The sequence below is a fragment of the Streptomyces sp. TLI_105 genome (assembly GCF_900105415.1).
GTDB lineage: Bacteria > Actinomycetota > Actinomycetes > Streptomycetales > Streptomycetaceae > Streptomyces.
In genome coordinates this window covers 3,789,089-3,813,359 of the sequence record NZ_FNSM01000001.1, presented here as the reverse complement: position 1 = coordinate 3,813,359, position 24,271 = coordinate 3,789,089, and the positions used below count along the sequence as shown (strand labels likewise).

Below are 24,271 nucleotides of genomic sequence, written 5' to 3'. Positions count from 1 at the left end.
GACCGGAACGACGTGACCGAGCCCGTAGTGGATCAGGAGCTCAAGAAGCGGGGTGCCCGGCGGATCCTGCTCGGCGTCGTCCTGCCCTCCGTGCTCGTCCTCGGCCTGATCGGCGCCGGCGTCATGTACACCGCCGTCACCGTCTCCTCCGCCGACCGCACCGCGCCGACACAGCTGTGGAGCGCCGAGGAGGAGGCGGGGAAGAACGAGGACCCGGCCGCCGCCCTGGCGCGCGGCAAGGCCGACACACCGCTGAGCAAGCTCCTGCTGCCGCTGCCGGAGGGGTACGAGTTCGGCCCCGACGAGGAGCTGTACGGGAACGACGGCGAGCTCGGCGCCGCGGAGGCCACCGCGCTGATGAAGCAGGCGGGCGAGGGGTTGTCCGGGAAGAAGCGCCGCGCGTTCGAGAAGGACGTCGACAAGCTCGGCATCGAAGGCATCGGGGTCCGTTCCTTCGCCGACCCGAACAGCGACCTCGTCGTCTCCTTCGAGGTCGCGCGGATGAAGGACAAGAAGCGGATCAAGGACAGCTATCGGCTCCGCAAGGAGGTCATGGACGTTCTGGAGTTCCCGAAGGGACCCAAGGTGAAGGACCACCGGAACGCCGTCTGCTACATGGCGCCCGTGGACGACTCGCTGGACAAGGAGGAGCGGGCCGAGGCGCTGGACGAGATGATCTGCCTCGCGTACGACTCCGACGTCCTCGTCACCGTCAAGGCGGCGGGCGCCAAGCCGTTCGACAAGGCGGCCGTGGCCGAGCTGCTCACGCAGCAGCTCGACCACATCGCATCCCCGGGGGAGTACGTATGACCGAGCAGACGCAGACCGAGACGTCCGTCCCCGCGCAGGCGGTGGCCGAGCCCGCCTCCGAGCCGCGGGCCGAGCCCGTCCCCGAGCCGCAGGCCGAGGCCGAGGCCGCGCCGGCGAAGCCCGGGAAGTCCCGCAAGCCCCTGCTCCGGGCCATCGCCCGCTGGACCGCCGCCGTGCTCGTCTGCGGTGGTGTCGGAGCCGGTACGGCCATGGGGATCACCGCCATGGACCGCACCGACGTGCCGGGGCTCGCGACCGAGTCCGACGGCCGTTGGGAGTACCCGAAGCTCGCCCTTCCGGCGCTGCCCGAGGGGGCCCTCCGGCCGTTCACCGATGGCAACGAGGGGGAGATCCACCACGCCGACCTGCGGAAGCTCCTGCTGCCCGCGCCGGCGGGCGCCACGGTCGACCCGAAGCTGAAGGGCGACTGGACCGGCGTCGACTCGTACCTCGCGCTGCTCGCGGAGAAGGACCGGGGCACGGTGAAGGCGTACCTGGCCGACTCGGCGCTCCGGCACGTGGCCGCCCGCGGCTGGACCACGCCCGACGGCACGACCACCCGGATCCACCTGCTGCGGTTCTCGTCGGTGGCGTATGCGGAGGGCCTCAAGGACGAGGTCACGCGCGAGGTCTTCCGCGGGAGCCGACTGCCGCTCGGGGTCGAGGATGCGGAGATCGACATGTCCACCCAGGACGTCGACGTGCCGGACCTCTCCGTCTACTCCTACAAGGAGAAGGCGCCGTACGGCCCCGAGCAGACCCGCTGGGCCTACATCCAGGCCGGGGACACCCTCGCGGTGGTCACCCAGACCCGGAAGGGCGGGGCGCTGACGGTGCCGTTCCGGCAGACGGTCACCCTCCAGGCGCAGCTCCTCGGCTGATCGTCCGCGAGACCCACCTCACCGAGTGGCCCGGACCCCAGCCCACTAAGCTGGGGTCCGGCCCGTTCCGCCTTCACCGCTCAGTCGAGGAGCACCCCATGATCGCTTTCTTCGAAACCCTCCTGGTCCTGGTCGCCGTGGGCGTCATCGCCTTCGCCGGTCTGACCGTGAAGAAGCTGTACCAGGGCCAGCGGTAACCACTTCTAGAGAACGCCAGAGCTACTCATGATCGAGATCCCGTCCGACCTCAACCCGGACCTCGTCCCCCTCGCGTTCCTGCTCGGTACGTGGGAGGGCGCGGGCGTCTCCGACTTCCCCGGTGCCGAGAAGTGCAACTTCGGCCAGTCCGTGACCTTCAGCCACGACGGCCGGGACTTCATCGAGTACCGCTCCCACTCGTGGGTCCTGGACAACGACGGCAACAAGGTCCGTCCGCTGGAGAGCGAGAGCGGCTACTGGCGGATCGACAAGGACCGCAAGGTCGAGGTCGTCATGGTCCGTGACCAGGGCATCGTCGAGATCTGGTACGGCGAGCTCGCCGACCAGAAGCCGCAGATCGACCTGGCGACGGACGCCGTCGCCCGGACCGCGGCCTCCGGTGCGTACAGCGGCGGCAAGCGGCTCTACGGCTACGTGAAGAGCGACCTGATGTGGGTCGGCGAGAAGGCGACCCCCGAGGTCCCGCTCCGCCCCTACATGTCGGCGCACCTGAAGAAGGTCGTGACGCCGGAGGAGGTCGCGGAGATGGCCCGCAACCTGCCCGACATGCCGGACGACGGCATCGCCTTCTTCCGCTAGACGACACCGGGTGGCGCGCCGCGCCCTCCGTACACTGGGGGGCGTGGTGAGCACCGACTGGAAGAGCGACCTGCGGCAGCGCGGCTACCGGCTGACGCCGCAGCGCCAGCTTGTCCTGGAAGCCGTGGACAGGCTGGAGCACGCGACCCCGGACGACATCCTCGGCGAGGTCCGCAGGACGGCCTCCGGGGTGAACATCTCCACCGTGTACCGGACCCTGGAGCTCCTGGAGGAGCTGGGTCTGGTCAGTCACGCGCATCTGGGGCACGGCGCCCCGACGTACCACCTCGCCGACCGGCACCACCATCTGCACCTGGTCTGCCGGGACTGCTCCGGGGTGATCGAGGCGGACGTCGAGGTGGCCGCCGAGTTCACCGGGAAGCTCCGCGAGACCTTCGGGTTCGAGACGGACATGAAGCACTTCGCGATCTTCGGCCGGTGCCGGGACTGTTCGAACAAGGACGCTGCCGCCGAGTCGTAGGCTCTTCTGTATGAAGAGCCCTCTGTTGTCCCTGCCCGGCGCCGTCCCCGCCGAAGGCCGCGACGAAGGCGTCGCCGCGCACTACGGCGACCTGTTCCGCGAGCAGCGCGCCCTCGCCGAAGGCAACGGCTTCGTCGACCTCTCGCACCGGGGAGTCGTCGCCGTCTCCGGCGACGACCGGCTGAGCTGGCTGCACCTGCTCGTCACCCAGCACATGACCGAGCTGCCGCCCGGGCAGGCGACCGAGGCGCTGATCCTCTCCGCGAACGGGCACATCGAGCACGCCCTGTACCTCGTCGACGACGGCGAGACGGTGTGGGCGCACGTCGAGCCGGGGACGCGCGAGGAGCTCGTCGCGTACCTGGAGTCGATGAAGTTCTTCTACCGGGTGGAGGTCGCCGACCGCACGGAGGACCTCGCCGTCGTCCACCTCCCGGCCGGCTCCATCGCCGAGGTGCCCGAGGGCGTCGTCGTACGGGAGACCCCGCACGGCCGCGATCTGTTCCTGCCCCGCGCCGACCTGGAGTCCTTCGCGGCCTCGCACGGGCCGGCCGCCGGGATCCTCGCGTACGAGGCGCTGCGGGTCGAGGCGCACCGGCCGCGGCTCGGCTTCGAGACCGACCACCGGACCATCCCGCACGAGGTCGGCCTCATCGGCAGCGCCGTCCACCTCCAGAAGGGCTGCTACCGGGGGCAGGAGACCGTCGCCCGGGTGCAGAACCTGGGGAAGCCGCCGCGCCGCCTGGTCTTCCTGCACCTGGACGGCAGCGAGGTCCTGCTGCCCGCCCACGGGACCCCGCTCCGGCTCGCGTCCGACGGCGAGGAGGGCCGACAGCTCGGTTTCGTGACGACCGCCGTCCGCCACCACGAGCTCGGGCCGATCGCCCTCGCCCTGGTCAAGCGGAACGTGCCGGTGGACGCTCCGCTGATCGCCGGGACGACGGCCGCCGCGCAGGAGACGGTCGTCGAGCCGTAGTCGCTCCGCCGAGCCGTACGGCCGGCCCTAGACCTCCAGAAGCACCGTGAACGGGCCGTCGTTCGTGAGGGAGACGCGCATCTTCGCTCCGAAGCGGCCCGTCTCCACGTGGGCGCCCAGGTTGCGGAGCTGGGCGACCACCTCGTCGACGAGGGGTTCGGCGACCGGGCCGGGGGCCGCGGCGTTCCAGGTGGGGCGGCGGCCCTTCCGGGCGTCTCCGTAGAGGGTGAACTGGGAGACGACGAGCAGCGGCGCGTTCACGTCGGAGCACGACTTCTCGTCGTTCAGCACCCGGACGGACCAGAGCTTTCTGGCCAATTGGGCGGCCTTCTCCGGGGTGTCGTCGTGGGTCACCCCGACCAGGACGCACAGCCCTTCGCCGGTGATCTCTCCGACGGTCTCCCCTGCGACGACGACGCTCGCGCCGTCGACCCTCTGCACCACTGCTCGCATGCGCACCAACCTACCGAGCGTTCCGCGGGCCGAAGGACGAGGGGCCGAACGGGTGCAGAGCGCCTGCACGCGGGCGTGCAGGGTGGCACCATGCGTGGGAGGCGGTGCGGCCGACCGCACCGGTCGAGGGGACGATTCTCATGAGTGCACCTGGCACCGGGCCGACGCCGTCCGGCCCCGTACCGCTGATCCGCTCCGGAGCCCGGGGCGGAGGACCGGGCGGAGGACCCATGACGCGCCCACCCGTGCAGCGGAACGCCGATCCGGCGGACCGGACGCCGCCCGACCTCGGTGCCCTGCGGCTGCCCGAGCTGCGGGCGCTGCGCCGGGACGCGCAGAGCGACGAGGCCGACCTGAGCTATGTGCGCCGGATGCTCCAGGGCCGGATCGACATCCTGCGGGCCGAGCTGGCACGGCGGACCGATCCGGAGGCCCCGGTCCTCGACCGGCTCTCCGAGATCCTCGCCGACGTGCCCTCGCGGCACCGCAGCTCGGCGCGGCACGTGACGCTGTCGACCCCGCGCGGCGAGGAGTACCGGAGGCTCGCGACCGAGATGCTGTCGGAGGTCGAGCTGTCGGACCTGACGGCCCGGACGGACGACGAGCTGCACGCGGCGATGGGCAGGCTCGCGGGGTACGAGCAGCAGGTCTCGCGGCGCCGACAGCACCTCCAGCGGACCGCCGACGACTGCAGCGCGGAGATCGCCCGCCGCTACCGGGAGGGCGAGGCCCAGGTCGACGACCTGCTGGCCTGACCGGGCCGGGAAAGTCGGGTGCGGGGCCGGCCGCGCCGTGCGTAGGGTCGGGGGATGACTGTCGACGTGCGCGTGGTGACGGAGTCCGAGTTCCACGACTGGCAGCGGGCGCTGCGCACCGGCTTCCTCAGGACCCCGGTCGTCTCCGACGAGGAGGTCGCGGACCGGCTGGCCCACGCGGATCTGGCGCGGACGCTCGGAGCCTTCGACCGGGACCGGATCGTGGCCACCTTCCGGTCCTTCCGGCAGGAGGTCAGCACGGTCGGCGGCGGCAGTCTCACCGCCGACGCGATCACCCAGGTCACGGTCTCGCCGACGCACCGCAGGCGCGGGCTGCTCAGCCGGATGATGGCGGCGGACCTCGCCGCCGCGAAGGAGCGGGGCGACGCGATCGCGACGCTGATCGCCGCCGAGTACCCGATCTACGGGCGGTTCGGTTTCGGTCCGGCGAGCTGGACCGCCGAGTGGAGCGTCGACGTGAACCGGGCCGGTCTCGACCCGCGCCGTTCGGGTCGCCCGGAGGACGGCGGCCGGATCGATCTGACGGACGGTGACGAGATCCGCAAGGTGGGCCCCGAGGTGCACCGCCGGCTGGCCGGTGTCCGCGCCGGGGTCACGAACCGCGACAAGCGCGGCTGGGAGCAGGGCACCGGCCTCGGCCACCAGAGCCACCCGTGGCGGGAGCCGTACTACGCGATGTACCGGTCGGCGTCCGGTGAGGTCGAGGGGTACGTCGCGTACAGCGCCGACGACAAGTGGGACGACGCGAAGCGCCCGCTGAACACGGCGACCGTGCGGGACCTCATAGCCGTCACCCCGGCAGCCGAGCGCGCCCTGTGGCACTACCTCTGCTCGATCGACTGGATCGCCACGGTCCGCTCCGGCTACCGGGCGCCCGACGACCCGCTGCCGCTGCTGCTGCCCGACCCGCGCGCGGCCAGGATGCTGACGTACGTGGACATGCTGTGGGTCCGGGTCCTGGACGTGGTCCGGGTCCTGGAGGGCCGGACGTATCCGGTGGAGGAAAGCCTGGTCCTGGAGGTGCGGGACGCCGACGGGCTCGCCGGCGGCCGCTTCCGGCTCGACGCCTCCCCGACGGGCGCGGCCTGTGTCCGTACGACCGGGGCGGCCGATCTCGCCCTCGACGTCGCCGAGGTGGCCACGCTCGCGTTCGGTGACGAGTCGGCCGTACGGCTGTCCCGGCTCGGGCGCGTGGAGGAGCTGACGCCCGGCGCGGCCGCCCGCGCCGACCTCCTGTTCCGCACCCCGCTGCGGCCCTTCTCGCCCGACGTCTTCTGAGGCCGGGGCCCTCGGGCGGGCGCCCTAGGATGGCGGCCTACGAAGGAGGCGCCTGGTGGCGGAGGACGGTGTGACCAGCCCGGCCGGTCTTCGCGAGCGGAAGAAGGCGCGGACCCGGCAGGCCCTGTCGGACGCGGCCATCGCGCTCTTCCTGGAGAAGGGTTTCGACGCGGTGTCCGTCGCGGAGGTGGCCGCCGCCGCCGAGGTCTCGAAGCCGACCCTCTTCCGGTACTTCCCCGCCAAGGAGGACCTGGTCCTGCACCGGTTCGCCGACCACGAGGACGAGTCCGCGCGCGTGGTGGAGGCCGGGCGGGCCCGTGGCGCGGCGCCGCTCGACGCGTTGTACGAGCACCTGCTGGACGGGCTGGAGCGGCGCGATCCGGTCACCGGGCTCTGTGACGTACCGGCGGTCCTGGCGTACCACCGGCTCCTGTACGGGACGCCGGCCCTGCTCGTCGGGATCCACGGCTACCAGCAGCGGTCGGAGGAGGTCCTCGCGCGGGCGCTCGGCGGCGACCCGCTGTCGGCGCGGCTCGCGGCCGGGCAGATCGTGGCCGTGCTGCGGGTCCTGGCGAACGAGAACGTGGCGCGGCTGACGGCCGGCGAGGCGATGGACACGGTGGCGGGGGACGCGGTGGCGGCGGCGGAGGTGGCGTTCCGGTCGCTGCGGGAGGGGTTGCCGTACTGAGCGCTGCGGAGGGGCGGCCGTACTGGCCACATCCCGTTCCTGAGTAAAAAACGTAACCCGGTAACGTTTTCCGTTAGTCTTGACGGAATGACGTCACTGGACCTTGAGCTCGCCCGTGAACGCTCCCACCACGACGCCTGCCGCGCCGCCCTGATCCGCATGACCGAGGACGTGGCCGAGCAGGTCGTCACCGGCGAGGACGTCGCCGCCTCCGGTGCCGACGCCGAGGCGCTCGGCTACCACCTGCGCAGCCGCGCCAAGGAGATGGGCGAACAGCCGCCCGGACCGCTGTTCTTCGGCCGCCTAGACCGCGAGGACGGCCAGGTCCACCACATCGGCCGCCGCCGGATCGCCGAGCACCCCGCCTCCCCGCCGCTCGTCGTCGACTGGCGCGCGCCCGTCTCCCGCGCCTACTACCAGGCCGGCGCGCACGACCCGCAGGGCGTCCTGCGCCGCCGCCGCTTCGGCTGGGCCCCGAACAGCGCGGGCGCGACCGAGGACCTGACCGCCCTGGAGGACGAACGCCTCACGGACGGCGGGACGGGGACGGTCAGCGCCCTTCTCGCCGGGGAGATCGAGCGCCCCCGGGTCGGCCCCATGCGGGACATCGCCGCCACCATCCAGCCCGAACAGGACGACCTCGTACGCTCCGAGCCGGCCGCCTCCCTGTGCGTGCAGGGCGCCCCCGGCACCGGCAAGACCGCCGTGGGCCTGCACCGGGCCGCGTACCTCCTCTACACGCACCCGCAGCGGATCCGCCGCTCCGGCCTCCTCGTCCTCGGCCCCCACCGGGCCTTCCTCTCCTACATCGCCGAAGTGCTGCCCTCGCTCGGCGAGACCGGGATCCGGCAGGCCACCCTCGACGACGAGATCGCCCGCCACCCGGTCCGGGCCGAGGACGACGAGGCGGCGGCCCGGGTCAAGCACGACGCCCGCATGGCGGAGCTGCTGCACCGCGCGCTGTACGGCAGGGTCGACCCGGCCCCGGCGGAGGACCTGACCGTCCCCGACGGCTCGTACCACTGGCGGCTCCGGGCGGCGGAGCTCGCCGCGATCGTCTCGGCGGTACGGGCGGAGGCCCCGCCCTACGCGACCGGCCGCGAACGGGTCCGGGCCCGCGTCGTCCGGGCCCTCCAGCTCCGGGCCGAACGCCGCTCGGGACCCATGGGCGCGGCCTGGGCGCGGCGGATCGAGCGGGCGCGGGCGGTGACGGCGTTCCTCGACCGGTGCTGGCCGAGGACGACACCGGAGGAGGTCCTCGCGGAGGTCCTGACCGATCCGGCCGATCCCGCTCTCACCGAGGACGAGCTCGCCGCGATCCGCTGGTCGCGCCCGCCCCGCTCGTACCGCTCGGCGCGCTGGACCGCCGCCGACCTCGTCCTCCTCGACGAGCTCGCCGGCCTGATCGAACGCCCCGAGAGCTACGGGCACGTCGTCGTCGACGAGGCCCAGGACCTCTCGCCCATGCAGTGCCGGGCCATCGCCCGCCGCACCGAGTTCGGCTCGCTCACCGTCCTCGGGGACCTCGCGCAGGGCACCACCCCGTGGGCGGCCCGCGACTGGGACGAGCAGCTGGCGCACCTGGGCAAGCCGGGGACGCCGGTCGTGCCGCTGACCCTCGGCTACCGGGTGCCGGCGGCGATCGTCGACCTCGCCAACCGGCTCCTGCCGAGGCTCGGCGCCGACGTGCCCGCCGGGCGTTCGGTGCGCGGGGACGGCGAGGTGACGGTCCACCGGACGGCGGACCTGGCCGCCGGGGCCCGCGAGGCCGTGCGGGCCGCGCTCGCGGAGGAGGGCTCGGTGGGGGTCGTCACGGCCGACCACCTCGTCGACGCGGTGGCCGAAGAGGTGAGGGGGTGCGGGGAACGGGTGACCGTGCTGCCCGCGACCCTCGTCAAGGGCCTGGAGTTCGACCACGTGGTGGTCGTCGAACCGGCCGCGATCGTGGCCGCCGAGGCGCGCGGCCTGAACCGGCTGTACGTGGTGCTCACCCGGGCGGTGTCGCGCCTCGCGCTGGTGCACGAGGCGGAGCTGCCGGAGTTCCTGGCGCCGACTCCCCGTACAGCTCGGTGAGTTCGGCGGCGGTGACCCGCTGCCGCGTCTGGAGGAAGAACAGTGCGGCGACGAGTCGGTCGGCTCTCATGCCGCCATCGTCATCCGCTCGGTCTTCTGCCGGGGCTTCCCGGCGGCGGCGGTCGGGCGCAGGACGGTGAGGGCGACGGCCAGGGCGAGGAGGAGGAGACCGGCGCCGACGCCGAAGGCGAGGTGGTAGCCGCCCGTCAGCGCCTCGGGCTCGGGACTGCCGGCGGCCGTGAGGGACTCGGTGCGGGCGGCGGCGAGGGTGGAGAGGACCGCGACGCCGAGGGCCATGCCGATCTGCTGGGTGGTGTTGAAGACGCCGGAGGCCAGGCCGGCGTCCTCCTCCCGCGCGCCGGACATGGCGAGCGCGGTGAGGGAGGGGAGCGCGAGGCCGAAGCCGGCGGCGAGCAGCATCACGGGGAGCAGGTCGGTGGCATACGAGGCGTGGACGGGGACGCGGGCCAGCAGACCGAGGACGCCGACGAGCAGGACGAGGCCGGTGAGCAGGACGTTCCGCTCGCCGAAGCGGGCGATGAGGGGCGCCGAGACGCCGAGCGAGACGGCGCCGATGACGAGCGCGGCGGGCAGCATCGCGAGGCCGGTCTCGGCGGCCCCGTACCCGAGGACCTTCTGCAGGTAGAGGGCGACGAGGACCTGGAAGGAGAAGAGCGCGGCGACCATCAGCATCTGGACGGCGTTCGCGCCGGCGACGCTGCGGGAGCGGAGGATCCGCAGCGGCATGAGGGGATTCGCGGCCTTCGCCTGACGGAGCAGGAAGCCGGCCAGGAGGGCGAGGGCGAGGGCCCCGAAGCCGAGGGTGTGTGCCGAACCGGCCCCGTAGTCCTCGATCTTGACGACGGCGTAGATCCCGGCCATGAGTCCGGCGGTCACCAGCAGTGCCCCGGTGACGTCGGCGCCCGCCTTCAGTCCGAGGCTGCGGTCGGCGGGGAGGGCGCGGAGGGCGACGAGGACGGTGGCGGCGCCGATGGGCAGGTTGATGAAGAAGATCCAGTTCCAGGCGAGGGCGTCGGTGAGGACGCCGCCGAGGACCTGGCCGAGGGAGGCGCCGGCGGCGCCGGTGAAGCTGAACACGGCGATGGCGCGGGCGCGTTCGCGGGGTTCGGTGAAGAGGGTGACGAGGATGCCGAGCCCCACGGCGGAGGCCGTCGCGCTGCCGACGCCCTGGAGGAAGCGGGCGGCGATGAGGACGGCGGGGGAGGCGGCGACGCCGGCGAGGACCGAGGCGGCGGTGAAGACGCCGGTGCCCGCGAGGAACATCCGCTTGCGGCCGACGAGGTCGCCGAGCCGGCCGGCGAGGAGGAGGAGCGAGCCGAAGGCGATCAGGTAGGCGTTGACGACCCAGCTGAGGCCGACGGGGGTGAAGCCGAGGTCACCCTGGATGGCGGGCATGGCGACGGTGACGATGCTGCCGTCGAGGACCGTCATCAGCATGCCGGTGGCGAGGACGCCGAGGGCGAGGCGGGGGCTGGAAGGCGCGGTGGGCATGGGGATCTCTCCTGTTCGACGGGGGCGACAGGAGAGACGCTAGCAGATAGTTTTGTTGCAGACTATTTTTTACGGGAGGAGTTTGGGCCTCATGCTCGCTGGCGGGCCCGGCGGGCGGGCCTGGGACTCTCGACGGGCGTCTCCAGATGCCCGGCGGCCAGCCGGCCGAGGGCGCGCACCAGCGCCTCGCGCTCGTCGCCGGGGAGGGAGGAGAGGGCGCTCTCGTGGACGCCGTCGACGATCTCCTGGCTCTGCCGCGCGACCTCGGCCCCCGCCTCGGTGACGGCGATGATCCGCGCCCGGCGGTCGGTGGTCGACGGCCTGCGCTCGGCGAGCCCGGCCTTCTCCAGGGCGTCCACGGTCACCACCATCGTGGTCTTGTCCATGTCCCCGATCTCGGCGAGCTGCGCCTGCGTCCGCTCCTCCTCCAGTGCGTGCACCAGCACGCAGTGCATCCGCGCGGTGAGCCCGATCTCCCCGAGCGCGGCCGCCATCCGCGTCCGCAGGACGTGACTGGTGTGGTCGAGGAGGTAGGAGAGGTCGGGCTCGGTGCGGGTGGGGGCCATGGAAGTCATGCGTGCCAGCGTAACGAGGATCGGTCCGTCGCGGATTGTCGCGAAGCGGACGAGTGCGGGGGCGGTGGCCGCGCCTTGCACGGCCCGCGCCCACGCGCCCGACCCGCGCGCGCCGCACCTTGCGGGGCGGTGCCCCCACCCCGCCCGTGCGGGGTGCGGCCGCCGGGGCGATGCCCCCGCCCACCCGCCGTGTGGGCAATCGTCCCGCTGGGGCGAGGGGGTCCCCCCTGCTCGAGCGAAGCCGAGAGCTTGGGGGAGGGTGGGCACACGGGACGGCGCCCTTCAGCGGCGCCTCCGCGTTCCGCGCCTGGACCCGCAGCACGTTGTGCGCCGTACCGGTCGGTGCGGGTCAGGGCGCGGGAGTCTCGGGCGCCGGCAAGGGCGCCGTTCCGTTGTGCCCACCCGTTCCGCCCCGGCGGAACGCATGCCCACAACGGGGGCGCGGGGGTGGGCACCGCACCGGCGGAACGATTGCCCACAACGGGGGTGGGCGCGCCGGCCCGGCCGGCGTGTCCATAACGGGGTGGGCGCCGCCCCGGGCTACAGCCCCCGCGTGCCGTCGATGCGCTCCCGGAGGAGGTCCGCGTGGCCGTTGTGGCGGGCGTACTCCTCGATCATGTGGACGAGGACCCAGCGCAGGGAGACCGTTCCGCGCCACGCGTCGTGCGCCGAGACGTCGAGGTCCGGGGCCTCGCGCGTGAAGCGGTCGGAGAAGTCCACCGCCGCCCGCCAGGCCTCCCAGGCCTCCTCGACCGCCGCCGGGTCGGGCGTGGCGCCGTCGAAGTCCCCGTCCGGGTCCTCCGGGGAGGAGAAGAGGGGGCGCACGCCCTCCTGACCGGCGAGGACCTCGCGGAACCAGTGGCGTTCCATGTCGGCCATGTGCCGGACCAGGCCGAGCAGGGACAGGGTCGACGGTTCCGCAGCCCTGAGGGCCAGCTCCTCCTTCAGGCCTTCGCACTTCAGCGCGAGCGTCGCCCGCTGGTCCGCCAGGAACCCGGTGAGGACGGGCAGTTCGTCCCCGGTCGCGGGACCGGTGAAGCGTCCCGGCCCCGGGGTCGCCGTCTCGTCGAGGACGTCCGCGCGCCGCCGAGGGCTCGTGATGTCGTCCCGCTCGTCAACTGTCATGCCGTTCCTCCTCGTTGGGCCCCCTCCATGCTGACACGGCGGGGGCCCGGGGTGGAGGTTCAGGCCTTGGGTCGGGCGAAGCGGATCATGTTGCCGGCCGGGTCGCGGAAGGCGCAGTCGCGGACGCCGTAGTGCTGGTCGACCGGCTCCTGGAGCACCTCGCCGCCGGCCGCCCGGACGCGTTCGAAGGTGGCGTCGACGTCCTCGGTGGAGAAGATCACCCCGCGCAGCAGGCCCTTGGCGAGGAGGTCCGTGACCACCCGGCGGTCGGCTTCCGAGGCGTTGGGGTCGGGGAGCGGGGTCTCCAGGACGACCGCCACGTCCGGCTGCGTGGGCGAGCCGAGGGTCACCCAGCGCATCCCCTCGTAGCCGACGTCGTTGCGGACCTCCAGGCCGAGGGCGTCCCGGTAGAAACCGAGCGCCTTGTCGGCGTCGTCGACGGTGATGAAGCACTGTGAGAGCTTGATGTCGTTCATGCCGTCGACGCTACGGCGAGGCGCTCGGACCTGCTTCTCCGTTCCTGATCGGTTCGGCGCCGCGTGGTGGGGTGCCGCGCGCGGGTCCGCCGTTCTTCACCGGCCGGGTGAGCACCTTGGCGACGCACGCGGGGATCGCGGCGTCCTCCTCGTGGCTCCGCGTGTCGTGGCTCCGCGCCCGGTACGCGCTCGGCGTCTCGCCGACCAGTTCGGTGAAGCGCGAGCTGAACGACCCGAGCGAGGTGCAGCCGACCTCGAAGCAGACCTCGGTCACGCTCAGGTCCCCCCGTCGCAGCAGCGCCTTCGCCCGCTCGACGCGGCGGGTCATGAGGTAGCTGTACGGCGTCTCGCCGAACGCGGTGCGGAAGCTGCGGGCGAAGTGCCCCGTGGACATCAGGGCGACCCTGGCCAGGGCCGGGACGTCCAGCGGCGACGCGTAGTCGCGGTCCATCGTGTCCCGCGCGCGGCGCAGTCGTTTCAGGTCGTCCAGATCCACGCCCCCAGCATGGCACGGGCCGTCCCGCCCCGGCCGCGACTTTTGCAAGCGGCTGCTTGCAATAGTTAGCAAAGGCTGGCATGGTCGGGGCATGGCATCGCTCAACGTCGGCAATCTCGGCGAGTACCTCCGCGAGCAGCGGCGGACCGCGCAGCTCTCCCTGCGTCAGCTCGCCGATGCCGCCGGGGTGTCGAACCCGTACCTCAGCCAGATCGAGCGCGGGCTGCGCAAGCCCAGCGCCGAGGTCCTGCAGCAGGTCGCGAAGGCGCTGCGGATCTCCGCCGAGACGCTCTACGTACGGGCCGGGATCCTCGACGAGAAGGAGCGGGAGGAGCTGGAGACGCGTGCCGTCATCCTGGCCGATCCCTCGATCAACGAGCGGCAGAAGCAGGTGCTGCTCCAGATCTACGACTCCTTCCGCAAGGAGAACGCCGCCGACGCCGCCGCGGCCGACACGAACGCCGTGCCGCCTTCGAGCTAGTACGTCCCAGTACGTCACATCCGGGAGGACCACCAGCATGGCCATCATCGACGAACTGCGTACCCCTCTCTACTTCGCCGCCGGCACCGCCGACCTCGCCGTCCAGCAGGCCAAGAAGGTTCCCGGCCTGATCGAGCAGCTCGCCGCCGAGGCGCCCGCGCGCATCGACGCCGTACGGAAGACCGACCCGAAGGCCGTGCAGGAGAAGGTGACCGCGCAGGCCAAGGAGGCCCAGGCCACCGTGCAGTCGAAGCTCGCCGAGGTCGTCGGCGGCCTCGACACCGACCTCAAGAAGCTCGGCGAGACCGCCCAGGACCTGGCCCTGCGCGGGGTCGGCGTCGCCGCCGAGTACGCGGTCAAGGCGCGCGAGAAGTACGAGGAGGTCGCCGCGCACGGCGAGGAGGCCGTCCGGGCCTGGCGCGGCGAGGTCGCCGAGGAGATCACCGAGATCGCCGTCGTCGTCGAGCCGGAGCCCGCGAAGAAGCCGGAGCCCGAGGCGAAGGCGGAGTCCGAGGTGAAGGCGGACGAGAGCGCCGACGCCGCCGGGGCCGAGGGCGAGAAGGCGCCCGCGCGGAAGACCACCGCCCGCAAGACCTCCGCCAAGAGGACGGCCGTCGCCGCCGAGAAGGAGTAGGGCGGGCACCGATGGGGGTACCCGGTGCGTTGTACCGGGTACCTTGACCGCGAGGCGCTCTCTCTCCATCCCCACTAGGCGGTGCTCAGCATGTTGCGCGCGGGATTCGACTCCCTTCTCTCCCTGGTGATCTTCCTGGTCTTCACCGGCTTCGCCGTCGCCGCGCTCGTCTTCGCCGCCATGGCGCGCGAGGACGCCTACCGCGCCGCCGACAAGCAGACGAAGAAGTTCTGGCTGATCATCCTGGGCATCAACCTCGTCCTGAACCTGCTGCTGCCGATGCTGTTCCTGCAGATCGCGGGGTTGATCGCCGCCATCGTCTTCATGGTGGACGTGCGCCCCGCGCTCGCGCAGGTATCCGGCGGAGGCCGGGGCGGCCGCCGGGGCGGCGGCTCCAGCAGCGACGGACCGTACGGCCCCTACAACGGCGGCCGGTAGGCAGGCGGGCGGCGCGACGACAGGACCCGGGAGGTACTACCCCCGGGTCCTGTCCCTTTCCAGGGCCAGGACGGCGACGTCGTCCGTCAGCTCGCCGCCGTTCAGGGACCGGACCTCCGTCACGGCCGCCTCCAGGAGCTCCTCGCCCCGCAGGCCCGAGGCCAGCTGGCGGTTGATCATCTCGACCATCCCGTCCTGGCCGAGCCGCGGGGAGCCGGGGCCCGCCGAGCGGCCCTCGATGAGCCCGTCCGTGTACATGAGCAGGCTCCACGCCCCGCCCAGCTCGACCTGCCGGCGCGGCCAGCGGGCGCGCGGCAGCAGTCCGAGGGCCGGGCCGCCGTCCTCGTACGGGAGGAGGCGGGCGGCCCGTCCCTGCCGGGCGATCAGCGGCGAGGGGTGGCCGGCCAGGCAGAGCCCGGCCCGGCGCCCGTCGGGCGCGATGTCGACGGTGCAGAGGGTCGCGAAGATCTCGTCGCTCTCCCGCTCGTGCTCCAGGACCTGCTGCATCGTCGAGAGCAGCTCGTCCCCGCAGAGGCCCGCGAAGGTCAGGGCCCGCCAGGCGATCCGCAGTTCGACGCCGAGCGCGGCCTCGTCGGGGCCGTGCCCGCAGACGTCGCCGATCATGGCGTGGACGGTGCCGTCGGGGGTGCGGACGGTGTCGTAGAAGTCGCCGCCGAGCAGGGCGCGGGAGCGGCCGGGCCGGTAGCGGGAGGCGAACCGCAGGTCGGAGCCCTCCAGGAGCGGGGTCGGCAGCAGGCCGCGCTCAAGGCGGGCGTTCTCCTGGGCGCGCAGCCGGGACTCGGCGAGCTTCACCTGGACGGCGTCGGCCCGCTTGCGTTCGACGGCGTAGCGGATGGCCCGGCTGAGCAGCCGCCCGTCGAGCTCCTCGCGGAAGAGGTGGTCCTGGGCCCCGACGCGTACCGCCTCGGCCGCCAGCTCGGCGTCGGCGGAGGCCGCGAGCGCGAGGACGGCGTGGCGCGGGGCGAGGCGCAGGATGTGCCGCAGCGGGGCGAGCGGGTCGTCGCCGGCGGCGGCCCGGGGGCCGGGCAGGGAGAGGTCGACGAGGACGCAGTGGACGTCGTCGGTGAGGAGCCGCTCGGCCTCGGTGAGGTTCCGGGCGGTGCGGATGCGGACCCGGGTGCCGGCGGCGTCGGCCGCGTCGAGCAGTTCGGGTACGGCAAGGGCACCCGCCGGGTCGTCCTCGACGACCAGGAGAGTGAGATCGGTGCGGTCGGTGCCTGTGACTGTGCCTGTCATGGGAGTGGCGTCCATTGGGGTGGCGTCGCCGGGTCCCGCAGCGGCAGAGACGTTTCTCTGACGCGGTACGGATACGGGCATCGGTCCGGGTTTCCTTCCCTCCCCCCGAGGGTGCGCAGGGCGCCGGGTGGCGTCCCGCCCGTCCCGGACCATAGCGGTAGGGCGGTGCGCAGCGGAATGGTGATCAGCCTGTGAGAGCGCGTGCCGTGCTTGGCATATGCCGCGGAAGGGGAGGTACTTGCCCCCCTACGCCCCCGCACGGAGTGCCGGTCCCATGAGAAACGTCACGCCCCGGACGTGGCTCCCGTCACGCCCCCGACGTGGCCCCCGTCACGCCCGTCGGGCCACGAAGGTGGCTCGTGTCACGAAGGGTGGCCGGGTGGCGAAGGGCGGGTCAGGAAGGACGGCCGGGGGGCACGAAGGACGGCCGGGGCGCGAAGGGCGGGTCAGGAAGGGCGGACCACTCCCAGGATCTCCATCGAGCCCGCGCCCGCGAGGGTCACGTTCCGTCCCGGGCGCGGCGCGTGCACGATCATCCCGTTCCCGACGTACATCCCGATGTGGCTCGCGTCCTTGAAGTAGACGATCAGGTCGCCGGGCCGCATGTCCTTGATGTCCACGTGCGGAAGGAGCCGCCACTGCTCCTGCGAGGTGCGCGGGATGCCCCGGCCGGCCGCGCCCCAGGCGCTCTGGGTCAGCCCGGAGCAGTCGTACGAGCGCGGTCCCTCGGCGCCCCAGACGTACGGCTTGCCGATCTGGGCCGTCGCGAACTCGACCGCCTTCTTGCCCTCCGCGGTCGCGTCCTCCCGCAGGTCCTTGAGGACGCCGGTGCCGAGCCAGGTCGTCTGGGCCCGGTTCTGGGCCTGCTCCTCCAGGAGCCGCAGCCGCTGGCGCTCCTCGGCGGCGAGTTCGGACTCCAGCTTCTCGGCGGCGGCGATCTTGTCGTTGATCTCCTTCTTCGCCTTCGCCTGCCGGACGCGGTTGGCCTCCAGCTTGGTCCAGTTGATGCTGGCGTCCTGGGCGTAGGTGTCCAACTCGGCCTGGGCGCGGGTCATCTCGCCCAGGAGGTCGTGGGTGGCCTTCGCGCCGGCCTTGAGCCGTCCGGTGGCGTCGAGGAAGAGCTGCGGGTCGTTCGTGAGGACGAGCTGCGCGCCCTCCGGGAGCCCGCCGTTGCGGTACTGGGCGCGGGCGGCGGCGCCGGCCTTGGCCTTGAGGTCCTCGATCTTCTCGCGGCCGTCCACGATCATCCGGGCGAGCCGGACGATCTCGGCGGACTGCTCCTTCGTCTTCTCCTCGGCGAGGTTGTACGCGTCGGTGGCGACGGCGGCCTTCCGGTACAGGTCGTCGATCTCCGCGCGCACCTCCTCCAGGCTCTTCTTCGGCGGGGGCGGCGGGAGCGGCGCGGCGGCGGCCTGGAGGGTCAGTGCGGGAGAGGCCAGCACGGTCAGGGCGCAGATCACGGTGATCGCGGCAGTGGCGTGGCGGCGTCGGTTCACGAGCTCCCCCTCGAGTGACCCAAAACTGATTTACCGTCAGTAACTTGATGGTGACCTGGCGATAGTGCCATGTGGAACCGGAAAGCAACAGGGGAAACCGGGGCCTGTCGGGCCCGTCCCCCTCACGGGGGACGAGTGAGGTGCGTATGGCGTTCCCTGCGTACGGGAAATTCCGCGGGAGTTGGGAAGAACCGGGGGAAGCCCCGACGGACGCTCCTACGGACACACCGTCACCCGCGCGGCGCCGCCTCCCTCGTACCGTCCGTCACCCGCGCGGCGCCGACGCCTCCCGGCGCACCGTCACCCACGCGGCGCCAGCGCCTCCCAGCGCACCGTCACCTCGCCCTGTCGCCAGCGGCGCGGGCCGTCCGTCAGCGGCCAGTCCGCCGCGAGGTCGCGGACGGAGCGGATCCACCGCTGCCGAGCGCCCAGCGAGGCGTACGGGGCGGCCGCCGCCCACGCCCGGTCGAAGTCCCGCAGGAAGGCGTGCACCGGCTCGCCCGGCACGTTCCGGTGGATCAGCGCCTTCGGCAGCCGTTCCGCGAGGTCCGAGGGCCGGTCGAGCGAACCGAGCCGGGTCGCGAAGGTCACGGTGCGCGGCCCGCCCGCGTCGAGCGCCACCCACACGTGCCGGCGACCGATCTCGTCGCAGGTCCCCTCCACGAGCAGTCCGCCGGGCGCGAGCCGCCCGCAGAGCCTCGCCCAGACGGCCGCGACCTGGTCCTCGTCGTACTGGCGCAGCACGTTCGCCGCCCGGATCAGGGCGACCCGGCCGGGCACCGGCACCTCGAAGCCGCCGTGCAGGAAGGAGAGGCCCTCCCGCTCGTACGGCTTCGCGGCCTCGACCCTGGCCGGTTCGATCTCGATGCCGTAGAGCCGGGTGCGGGGCTCGGCGGTGCGCAGCCGGGCCAGGAGCTCCACGGCGGTCCAGGGGGCGGCCCCGTATCCGAGGTCCACGGCGAGCGGCGGCTCGGGGAAGCGGCGCAAGGCGGGGCCGTGGACGGCGGCGATCCAGCGGTCCATGCGGCGCAGCCGGTTCGGGTTGGTGGTCCCGCGGGTCGGGGTGCCGACGGGGCGGGTGGTGCGCGGGGCCATGCCATGAGCGTAAGGGGTGCGGGGGAGGGGCCGGTTCCGGACCGGAGGGGGCCGGCCCCGGACGGTGGCCCCGGCAACGAATTGGCAAAGCACCCCTTCTGCCGGAAATGAAAGGGGCCATTCCGGTGTTGTCGCGGCTGGAGGACGTCCCACGCCCTCCACCTGCCATGCCCGCCCAGCTCAGCTCAGCCCCGGGGCCCGTGAGCGGCCCCCGAGCGGAAGGACCGCCGACGTGAGCCAGTACGTGTCCCGGTTCGCCGGTACCCGGCACCGGCACCCGGCGCCGACCAGGCTCCGGCTCCCCGGCCGGCACCGCACCCCCCGGCGCGTGGCCATGCTCAGCGTCCACACCTCGCCGCTGCACCAGCCCGGCACGGGTGACGCGGGCGGCATGAACGTGTACATCGTCGAGCTGGCCAAGCGGCTCGCGGCCATCGACATCGAGGTGGAGATCTTCACCCGGGCCACCACCGGCGGCCTCCCGCCGGTCGTCGAGCTGACGCCGGGCGTGCTCGTACGGCACGTGGACGCCGGCCCGTACGAGGGTCTGGCCAAGGAGGAGCTGCCGGCGCAGCTCTGCGCCTTCACGCACGGCGTGATGCAGGCGTGGGCGGGCCACCGCCCCGGCCACTACGACCTGGTGCACTCCCACTACTGGCTCTCCGGCCACGTCGGCTGGCTCGCCGCCGAGCGCTGGGGCGTCCCGCTCGTCCACGCCATGCACACCATGGCGAAGGTCAAGAACGCCGCGCTCGCCGAGGGCGACACGCCCGAGCCCGCGGCCCGGGTGATCGGCGAGACGCAGATCGTCGCCGCCGCGGACCGGCTGATCGCCAACACCGCGGAGGAGGCCGACGAGCTCGCCCGCTTCTACGAGGCCGACCCCGGCAAGATCGCGGTCGTGCACCCGGGCGTCAACCTCGACCGCTTCCGCCCCGCCGACGGGCGCGCCGCGGCCCGCGCCCGGCTCGGGCTGCCGCAGGACGCGTTCATCCCCGTCTTCGCCGGCCGGATACAGCCGCTGAAGGCCCCGGACATCCTGCTCAGCGCCGCCGCCCGGCTCCTGGAGCAGGACCCCTCCCTCCGCTCCCGGATGGTCGTCCCGGTGGTCGGCGGGCCGAGCGGCAGCGGCCTGGCCAAGCCGGAGCAGCTGCAGAAGCTGGCCGCCAAGCTCGGGATCTCGGACGTCGTGCGCTTCCACCCGCCGGTGGGGCAGGACCGGCTCGCCGACTGGTTCCGCGCGGCGAGCGTCCTCGTCATGCCCTCGTACAGCGAGTCCTTCGGCCTGGTCGCGATCGAGGCGCAGGCGGCCGGCACCCCGGTCGTCGCGGCGGCGGTCGGCGGTCTGCCCGTGGCCGTACGGGACGAGGTGACCGGTCTCCTCGTGCAGGGGCACGACCCGGCGGACTACGCCCGGGCGCTCGGCCGGTTCGTGGCGGACCCGTCGCTGTCGGCCCGGATGGGGGAGGCGGCGGCGCTGCACGCGGGCTCCTTCGGCTGGGACACGGCGGCCTCGGGCACGGCGGACGTGTACACGGCCGCCATGCACGACCACCGGCTGCGCGAGAACCGCCGTCGCGTACGCTCGCACCATGGCTGAGGACGTTCGGCGGATCATCGAGGACACGTTCAACGACGCCGAGCTGGACTGGGAGTCCCCGGAGCCCGGCTCGTACGTCGTGAAGCTCCCGGGCACGCGCAAGCTGTTCACCACCCTGTCGCTCCGGGTGGGCCGCCACTCCCTCTCCCTGAACGCCTTCGTCATCCGGCACCCGGACGAGAACGAGGCGGGCGTCCACCGCTGGCTCCTGGAGCGCAACCTCAGGCTGTACGGCGTGAGTTACGCGGTCGACGGCCTCGGCGACGTCTACCTCGCCGGCAAGCTCCCGCTCTCCGCCGTCACGCCGGAGGAGCTGGACCGGCTGCTCGGCTCGGTCCTGGAGGCGGCGGACGGCGACTTCAACACGCTCCTGGAGCTGGGCTTCGCGTCGGCGATCCGCCGGGAGTACGAGTGGCGGGTCTCCCGCGGCGAGTCCACCCGCAACCTGGACGCGTTCAGGAACCTGACCCAGAAGCCCGCGCCCCGGGGGTGACGAGGCCGTTCCGGTACCGCCCGGGCGTCGTGCCGAACTCGCGGCGGAAGGCGTGGGACAGGGCGTACGGCGAGCCGTAGCCCACACGGCGGGCGACGGTCGCCAGCGGGTCCCCGGTGTCCCGGAGCAGCGCGGCGGCACGGGTCAGCCGCCACCAGGCGAGGTACGCCATCGGGGGCCGGCCCACCAGGGCGGTGAAGCGGCGGGCCAGGGTGGGGCGGGAGACGCCCGCCTCGGCCGCGAGACGGTCGACCGTCCAGGGCGCGGCCGGGTCGGCGTGCAGCGCGCGCAGCGCGGCGGCGGCCACCCGGTCGCCCAGGACCGCCGGCCACGCTCCGGCCGTGCTCCCGGCCATCCAGGACCGGACCATGTAGACGAACAGCAGGTCGAGCAGGCTGGGGAGCGCGAGGGAGGCGCCGGGCCGCTGTTCCTCCAGCTCACCCTCCAGGAGGGTGAGGGCGGCCCTGAGTTCGGGGTCGCCGTCGGGTCGGGCCGGCAGGTGCACGAGCGGCGGGAGCTCCGCTAGCAGGGGGTGCGCATGGCTGCGGTCGAGCCGGTACTTGCCGCAGAGCATCTCGACCTCGCGCCCGCGGTCGGCCGTCCGGGGCGGGCGCGGAAGGCTCCCGTCGGCCCACCGGTCGAAGGGCACCGCCCGGGCCACCGTCGCCGCGTCGGCGGGGGCGTCGGCGATGACGTGACCGGTGCCGTGCGGCAGCAGTACCGCGTCGCCCGCGCCGAGCGCGACCGGTTCGCCGCCGTCGGGCAGCAGCCAGCAGCCGCCCCTGAGGACGACGTGGAAGCCGGCCCCGTCGTACGGGTCGAACCGTGCGCACCAGCGTCCGCCGACCCGCACCCGGTCCGAGGACGGCCGTCCGACGCGTACGGCCGCGATCGCGTCGCTCACCACGTCCATGGCCGGGAGCGTACCGAAGCGCCGGCGGCGGCGGTGAGCGTCCCGCGTATCCAGGGGATCGACTGGAACATTGAGAGGCTCACCAGCCCCTCCCTACTGTCGGACGCATGACGAACGAGAGCGCACAGAGCATCGTCCTGGGGGACGTCGAGATCATCCGGATCGTCGAGTGGCAGGGGCCGTTCGCGCCCGCCCGCACCCTTGTGCCGGACGCCGGGGCCGAGGTGTGGAAGGACAACGAGGAGTGGCTGGCGCCGGATCACTGGGCGCCGGAGAGCGACAGCGCGGTCATGGCGCTGCAGACCTGGGTGCTGCGCAGCGGGGGACGGACCGTCCTGGTCGACACCGGGGTGGGCGACGGTCGGGAGCGGCCGCACTCGCCGCACTTCCACCGGCGGCAGGACGGCTTCCTCGGCCGTCTGGAGCGGGCGGGCGTCAGGCCCGAGGAGGTGGACGTCGTCGTCAACACCCACCTGCACGCGGACCACGTCGGCTGGAACACGCGGTACTCGGAAGGGGCGGGGGAGTGGGTGCCGACGTTCCCGAACGCCTGCTACCTCCTCCCGGCCGCCGACGACTTCCACTTCGGCCCGGCGAACGCGTACGGCGGCGGCCTCCGGGAGGAGGACCGGCTGATCTACGAGGACAGTGTGGCGCCCGTGCACCGCGCCGGTCTGATCACGCTCTGGGACGGGTCCCACCGCATCGACGAGAACCTCGTCCTGGAGTCGGCGGCCGGTCACACGCCGGGCTCCGCCGTGCTGCGGCTGGCCTCCGGGACCGACCGCGCGGTCTTCGTCGGCGACCTCCTCCACAGCCCCGTGCAGATCCTGGACCCGACGCGCGCGAGCTGCTTCTGCCTGGACGCGGCCGGGGCGGCGACCAGCCGCCGCCGGATCCTCGAACGGGCGGCGGACGGGCGGGAGCTGGTCGTCCCCGCGCACTTCGGCGGGGCGGGCGCCGCCGAAGTGCGCAGGGAGGGGCCGGGGTTCGCCCTGGCCGGGTGGGCGGCCTACGACGACGGGGACGGGGTCAGGCGCTGACGGAGGAGGGCGCGGCGCCCTCGGCGGGGACGCCCTCGGCGACGGGGGTGGAGGGCACGGGGCCCTGGGCCACGGGGACGACCGGCACGGAGCCCTTCTCGGTCTCCTCCTCGATCCCCTTCTCGATCTCCGCCCCGGCCTCCTCGGAGAGGGCCTTCCGCAGTCGGGTGAAGTAGCCGACGGCGGCGATGACGCCGATCGCGGTGGTCGCGGCCCACAGGACGTCGGGGCCGGGGCCGTCGACGATGGCGCCGGCGCCGATCGGGGCGACGAAGCCGGCGACGGCCCAGGACATCCCCATCACGCCCTGGTAGCGGCCCCGGGCGTGCTCGGGGGCGAGGCGGGCGGTGGCGGCGGCGTTCGTCGGGACGTGGATCATCTCGCCGACCGTCCAGACGACCACGGTCGCGGCGAAGGCGACGGGGGAGCCGGCGAGGGCGGTGGCGCCGGTGCCGAGGGCGAAGAGGAGGGCGGAGAGGGTCAGCAGGAGGACCGGGGAGCGCTTGTCGGTCAGCTTGTTGACGAGCAGCTGGAAGCCGACGATCACGATGCCGTTGACGGCGATGACGACGCCGTACGAGGAGGGGGAGAGGCCCTGGTCCGCCATGGTGAGCGGCAGGCCGATCCAGGGGGCGGTGAAGACCAGGCAGACGAGGAGGTTGAGGAGGACGAGCGTGCGGAAGGGCGCGTCGCGCAGCACGGTGAGCATGCTGACCTTCTGCTCGGCGACCGGCTCGCCCTGCCGACCGACGGCGGCCTCGGGGCGGGTCTCGGGGAGCCGGAGGAAGACGATGACGGCGCAGAGGGTGGTGGCGACGGCGTCCACGACGAAGAGGGTGCGGTAGCCGAGGAAGGCGGCGGCGCCGCCGCCGATGGAGGCGATGGCGAAGCCGAGGTTGAGGGCCCAGTAGTTGAGGGCGTACGCCCGGCGCACGTCGTGGGCGGGGACCATGTCGGCGATGGTCGCGTTGATGGAGGGGCGGACGGCCTGCATGGCGACGCCCATGAGGAGGACGACGGCGGCGATGGCCCAGGCGCTGGTGACGACGGCGAGGGCGGCGGCGCAGGCGGCGGCCGCGAGGTGCATGGAGACCATGGTGGGGCGGCGGCCCCAGCGGTCGGTGAGCATGCCGCCGAGCGGGGATCCGGCGACGCCGCCGAGGCCGTGGAGGGCGACGACGAGACCGGCGAACCAGGCGGAGTGCCCGAGCTCGACGGTCAGGTAGAGGGAGAGGAAGGTCAGGACGAAGGCGCCGGTCCGGTTGACCAGGGTCGACAGCCAGAGCCACCAGAAGCCCTGCGGAAGGCCGGAGACCGTCGCCCGGGCTGATCGTCTGAGCGAATCGATGGACATGTGTGGCGGCCCCCTGCTGTACGTAAGCCCTGCTTCCGGCTCTCGTAACTTACGCATCTCATACGTCGG

Annotated in this window: 26 protein-coding genes; 15 read left to right on the top strand and 11 right to left on the bottom strand. The window is 73.2% G+C overall.

Annotation, left to right across the window (positions count from 1 at the left end; translation table 11 throughout):
• The first annotated feature begins 12 nt into the window (after positions 1–12).
• The 5 genes from BLW86_RS17410 to BLW86_RS17385 all read left to right on the top strand — a co-directional run bounded on the left by BLW86_RS17410 (position 13) and on the right by BLW86_RS17385 (position 3,946).
• Positions 13–810 (top strand): hypothetical protein, encoded by a 798-nt coding sequence (locus BLW86_RS17410; protein WP_256341342.1) that lies wholly within the window; start codon positions 13–15, stop codon positions 808–810.
• The gene (locus BLW86_RS17405; RefSeq protein ID WP_093874893.1) at positions 807–1,691 is read left to right on the top strand and encodes a hypothetical protein; all 885 of its coding nucleotides are present in this window, start codon (positions 807–809) and stop codon (positions 1,689–1,691) included. Before BLW86_RS17410 ends, BLW86_RS17405 begins: the two co-directional genes overlap by 4 nt.
• 225 nt (positions 1,692–1,916) lie before the next feature.
• Positions 1,917–2,489, top strand: coding sequence for a heme-binding beta-barrel domain-containing protein (locus BLW86_RS17395; RefSeq protein WP_093874892.1), 573 nt, complete (start codon positions 1,917–1,919; stop codon positions 2,487–2,489).
• A 43-nt stretch (positions 2,490–2,532) separates the two neighbouring features.
• A complete protein-coding gene (locus tag BLW86_RS17390; RefSeq protein ID WP_093878715.1) occupies positions 2,533–2,970 on the top strand; it encodes a Fur family transcriptional regulator in 438 nt (145 codons plus the stop codon).
• A 10-nt stretch (positions 2,971–2,980) separates the two neighbouring features.
• On the top strand, positions 2,981–3,946 hold the full coding sequence (locus tag BLW86_RS17385) for a CAF17-like 4Fe-4S cluster assembly/insertion protein YgfZ (RefSeq protein ID WP_093874891.1): 966 nt from the start codon (positions 2,981–2,983) through the stop codon (positions 3,944–3,946).
• 27 nt (positions 3,947–3,973) lie between these two features.
• Here BLW86_RS17385 and dtd read toward each other — a convergent pair whose 3' ends face one another.
• Complete coding sequence (gene dtd, locus BLW86_RS17380) at positions 3,974–4,399, bottom strand: D-aminoacyl-tRNA deacylase (protein ID WP_093874890.1); 426 nt, start codon at positions 4,397–4,399, stop codon at positions 3,974–3,976.
• 140 nt (positions 4,400–4,539) lie between these two features.
• Here dtd and BLW86_RS17375 point away from each other — a divergent pair, with 140 nt between their 5' ends.
• The 4 genes from BLW86_RS17375 (at position 4,540) to BLW86_RS17360 (ending at position 9,214) form a co-directional block, all read left to right on the top strand.
• Positions 4,540–5,154: an RsiG family protein gene (locus BLW86_RS17375; RefSeq protein ID WP_093874889.1), complete on the top strand. Its 615-nt coding sequence runs from the start codon at positions 4,540–4,542 to the stop codon at positions 5,152–5,154.
• A 54-nt stretch (positions 5,155–5,208) separates the two neighbouring features.
• Positions 5,209–6,453 (top strand): GNAT family N-acetyltransferase, encoded by a 1,245-nt coding sequence (locus tag BLW86_RS17370; RefSeq protein WP_093874888.1) that lies wholly within the window; start codon positions 5,209–5,211, stop codon positions 6,451–6,453.
• A gap of 55 nt (positions 6,454–6,508) precedes the next feature.
• On the top strand, positions 6,509–7,141 hold the full coding sequence (locus tag BLW86_RS17365) for a TetR/AcrR family transcriptional regulator (RefSeq protein WP_256341341.1): 633 nt from the start codon (positions 6,509–6,511) through the stop codon (positions 7,139–7,141).
• An 87-nt stretch (positions 7,142–7,228) separates the two neighbouring features.
• The gene (locus BLW86_RS17360; protein WP_093874887.1) at positions 7,229–9,214 is read left to right on the top strand and encodes a HelD family protein; all 1,986 of its coding nucleotides are present in this window, start codon (positions 7,229–7,231) and stop codon (positions 9,212–9,214) included.
• A gap of 66 nt (positions 9,215–9,280) precedes the next feature.
• On the opposite strand, the gene BLW86_RS17355 is transcribed toward BLW86_RS17360, so the two are convergent.
• The 5 genes from BLW86_RS17355 to BLW86_RS17335 form a co-directional block, all read right to left on the bottom strand.
• On the bottom strand, positions 9,281–10,726 hold the full coding sequence (locus tag BLW86_RS17355) for an MFS transporter (protein ID WP_093874886.1): 1,446 nt from the start codon (positions 10,724–10,726) through the stop codon (positions 9,281–9,283).
• An 89-nt stretch (positions 10,727–10,815) separates the two neighbouring features.
• A complete protein-coding gene (locus BLW86_RS17350; RefSeq protein WP_093874885.1) occupies positions 10,816–11,301 on the bottom strand; it encodes a MarR family winged helix-turn-helix transcriptional regulator in 486 nt (161 codons plus the stop codon).
• Between the two features lie 540 nt (positions 11,302–11,841).
• Positions 11,842–12,426 carry a DinB family protein gene (locus tag BLW86_RS17345; RefSeq protein WP_093874884.1) on the bottom strand — a complete coding sequence of 195 codons (585 nt, stop codon included), beginning with the start codon at positions 12,424–12,426 and terminating at the stop codon, positions 11,842–11,844.
• A gap of 59 nt (positions 12,427–12,485) precedes the next feature.
• On the bottom strand, positions 12,486–12,902 hold the full coding sequence (locus BLW86_RS17340) for a VOC family protein (RefSeq protein WP_093874883.1): 417 nt from the start codon (positions 12,900–12,902) through the stop codon (positions 12,486–12,488).
• A 10-nt stretch (positions 12,903–12,912) separates the two neighbouring features.
• Positions 12,913–13,398 (bottom strand): helix-turn-helix domain-containing protein, encoded by a 486-nt coding sequence (locus tag BLW86_RS17335; RefSeq protein WP_371129514.1) that lies wholly within the window; start codon positions 13,396–13,398, stop codon positions 12,913–12,915.
• Positions 13,399–13,489: 91 nt separating this feature from the next.
• Between BLW86_RS17335 and BLW86_RS17330 the strand changes: the two genes are divergently transcribed.
• The 3 genes from BLW86_RS17330 to BLW86_RS17320 all read left to right on the top strand — a co-directional run bounded on the left by BLW86_RS17330 (position 13,490) and on the right by BLW86_RS17320 (position 14,951).
• Positions 13,490–13,879 carry a helix-turn-helix domain-containing protein gene (locus tag BLW86_RS17330; RefSeq protein ID WP_093874881.1) on the top strand — a complete coding sequence of 130 codons (390 nt, stop codon included), beginning with the start codon at positions 13,490–13,492 and terminating at the stop codon, positions 13,877–13,879.
• A gap of 37 nt (positions 13,880–13,916) precedes the next feature.
• A complete protein-coding gene (locus BLW86_RS17325; RefSeq protein ID WP_093874880.1) occupies positions 13,917–14,513 on the top strand; it encodes a hypothetical protein in 597 nt (198 codons plus the stop codon).
• Between the two features lie 90 nt (positions 14,514–14,603).
• Positions 14,604–14,951 (top strand): DUF2516 family protein, encoded by a 348-nt coding sequence (locus BLW86_RS17320; protein WP_030691188.1) that lies wholly within the window; start codon positions 14,604–14,606, stop codon positions 14,949–14,951.
• A 36-nt stretch (positions 14,952–14,987) separates the two neighbouring features.
• On the opposite strand, the gene BLW86_RS17315 is transcribed toward BLW86_RS17320, so the two are convergent.
• The 3 genes from BLW86_RS17315 to BLW86_RS17305 form a co-directional block, all read right to left on the bottom strand.
• The gene (locus tag BLW86_RS17315) at positions 14,988–16,223 is read right to left on the bottom strand and encodes a PP2C family protein-serine/threonine phosphatase (RefSeq protein WP_093874879.1); all 1,236 of its coding nucleotides are present in this window, start codon (positions 16,221–16,223) and stop codon (positions 14,988–14,990) included.
• 431 nt (positions 16,224–16,654) lie between these two features.
• Positions 16,655–17,704: a C40 family peptidase gene (locus tag BLW86_RS17310; RefSeq protein ID WP_093874878.1), complete on the bottom strand. Its 1,050-nt coding sequence runs from the start codon at positions 17,702–17,704 to the stop codon at positions 16,655–16,657.
• 300 nt (positions 17,705–18,004) lie between these two features.
• Positions 18,005–18,799 carry a class I SAM-dependent methyltransferase gene (locus tag BLW86_RS17305; RefSeq protein ID WP_093874877.1) on the bottom strand — a complete coding sequence of 265 codons (795 nt, stop codon included), beginning with the start codon at positions 18,797–18,799 and terminating at the stop codon, positions 18,005–18,007.
• A gap of 232 nt (positions 18,800–19,031) precedes the next feature.
• Between BLW86_RS17305 and mshA the strand changes: the two genes are divergently transcribed.
• Together mshA and BLW86_RS17295 are read left to right on the top strand one after the other, a co-directional pair.
• Complete coding sequence (gene mshA, locus BLW86_RS17300) at positions 19,032–20,399, top strand: D-inositol-3-phosphate glycosyltransferase (protein WP_093874876.1); 1,368 nt, start codon at positions 19,032–19,034, stop codon at positions 20,397–20,399.
• On the top strand, positions 20,392–20,892 hold the full coding sequence (locus tag BLW86_RS17295; RefSeq protein WP_093874875.1) for a type III secretion system chaperone family protein: 501 nt from the start codon (positions 20,392–20,394) through the stop codon (positions 20,890–20,892). The genes mshA and BLW86_RS17295 overlap by 8 nt, the downstream gene beginning before the upstream one ends.
• Here the strand turns inward: BLW86_RS17295 and BLW86_RS17290 are convergent.
• Positions 20,855–21,805: an AraC family transcriptional regulator gene (locus BLW86_RS17290; protein ID WP_093874874.1), complete on the bottom strand. Its 951-nt coding sequence runs from the start codon at positions 21,803–21,805 to the stop codon at positions 20,855–20,857. The two genes, BLW86_RS17295 and BLW86_RS17290, sit on opposite strands and share 38 nt — an antisense overlap.
• A gap of 107 nt (positions 21,806–21,912) precedes the next feature.
• On the opposite strand from BLW86_RS17290, the gene BLW86_RS17285 reads away from it, so the two are divergent.
• Positions 21,913–22,848 (top strand): MBL fold metallo-hydrolase, encoded by a 936-nt coding sequence (locus BLW86_RS17285; RefSeq protein ID WP_093874873.1) that lies wholly within the window; start codon positions 21,913–21,915, stop codon positions 22,846–22,848.
• On the opposite strand, the gene BLW86_RS17280 is transcribed toward BLW86_RS17285, so the two are convergent.
• Positions 22,838–24,202, bottom strand: a complete 1,365-nt coding sequence (locus BLW86_RS17280) for an MDR family MFS transporter (protein ID WP_093874872.1) — start codon at positions 24,200–24,202, stop codon at positions 22,838–22,840. The genes BLW86_RS17285 and BLW86_RS17280 overlap by 11 nt on opposite strands.
• Positions 24,203–24,271: the final 69 nt, after the last annotated feature.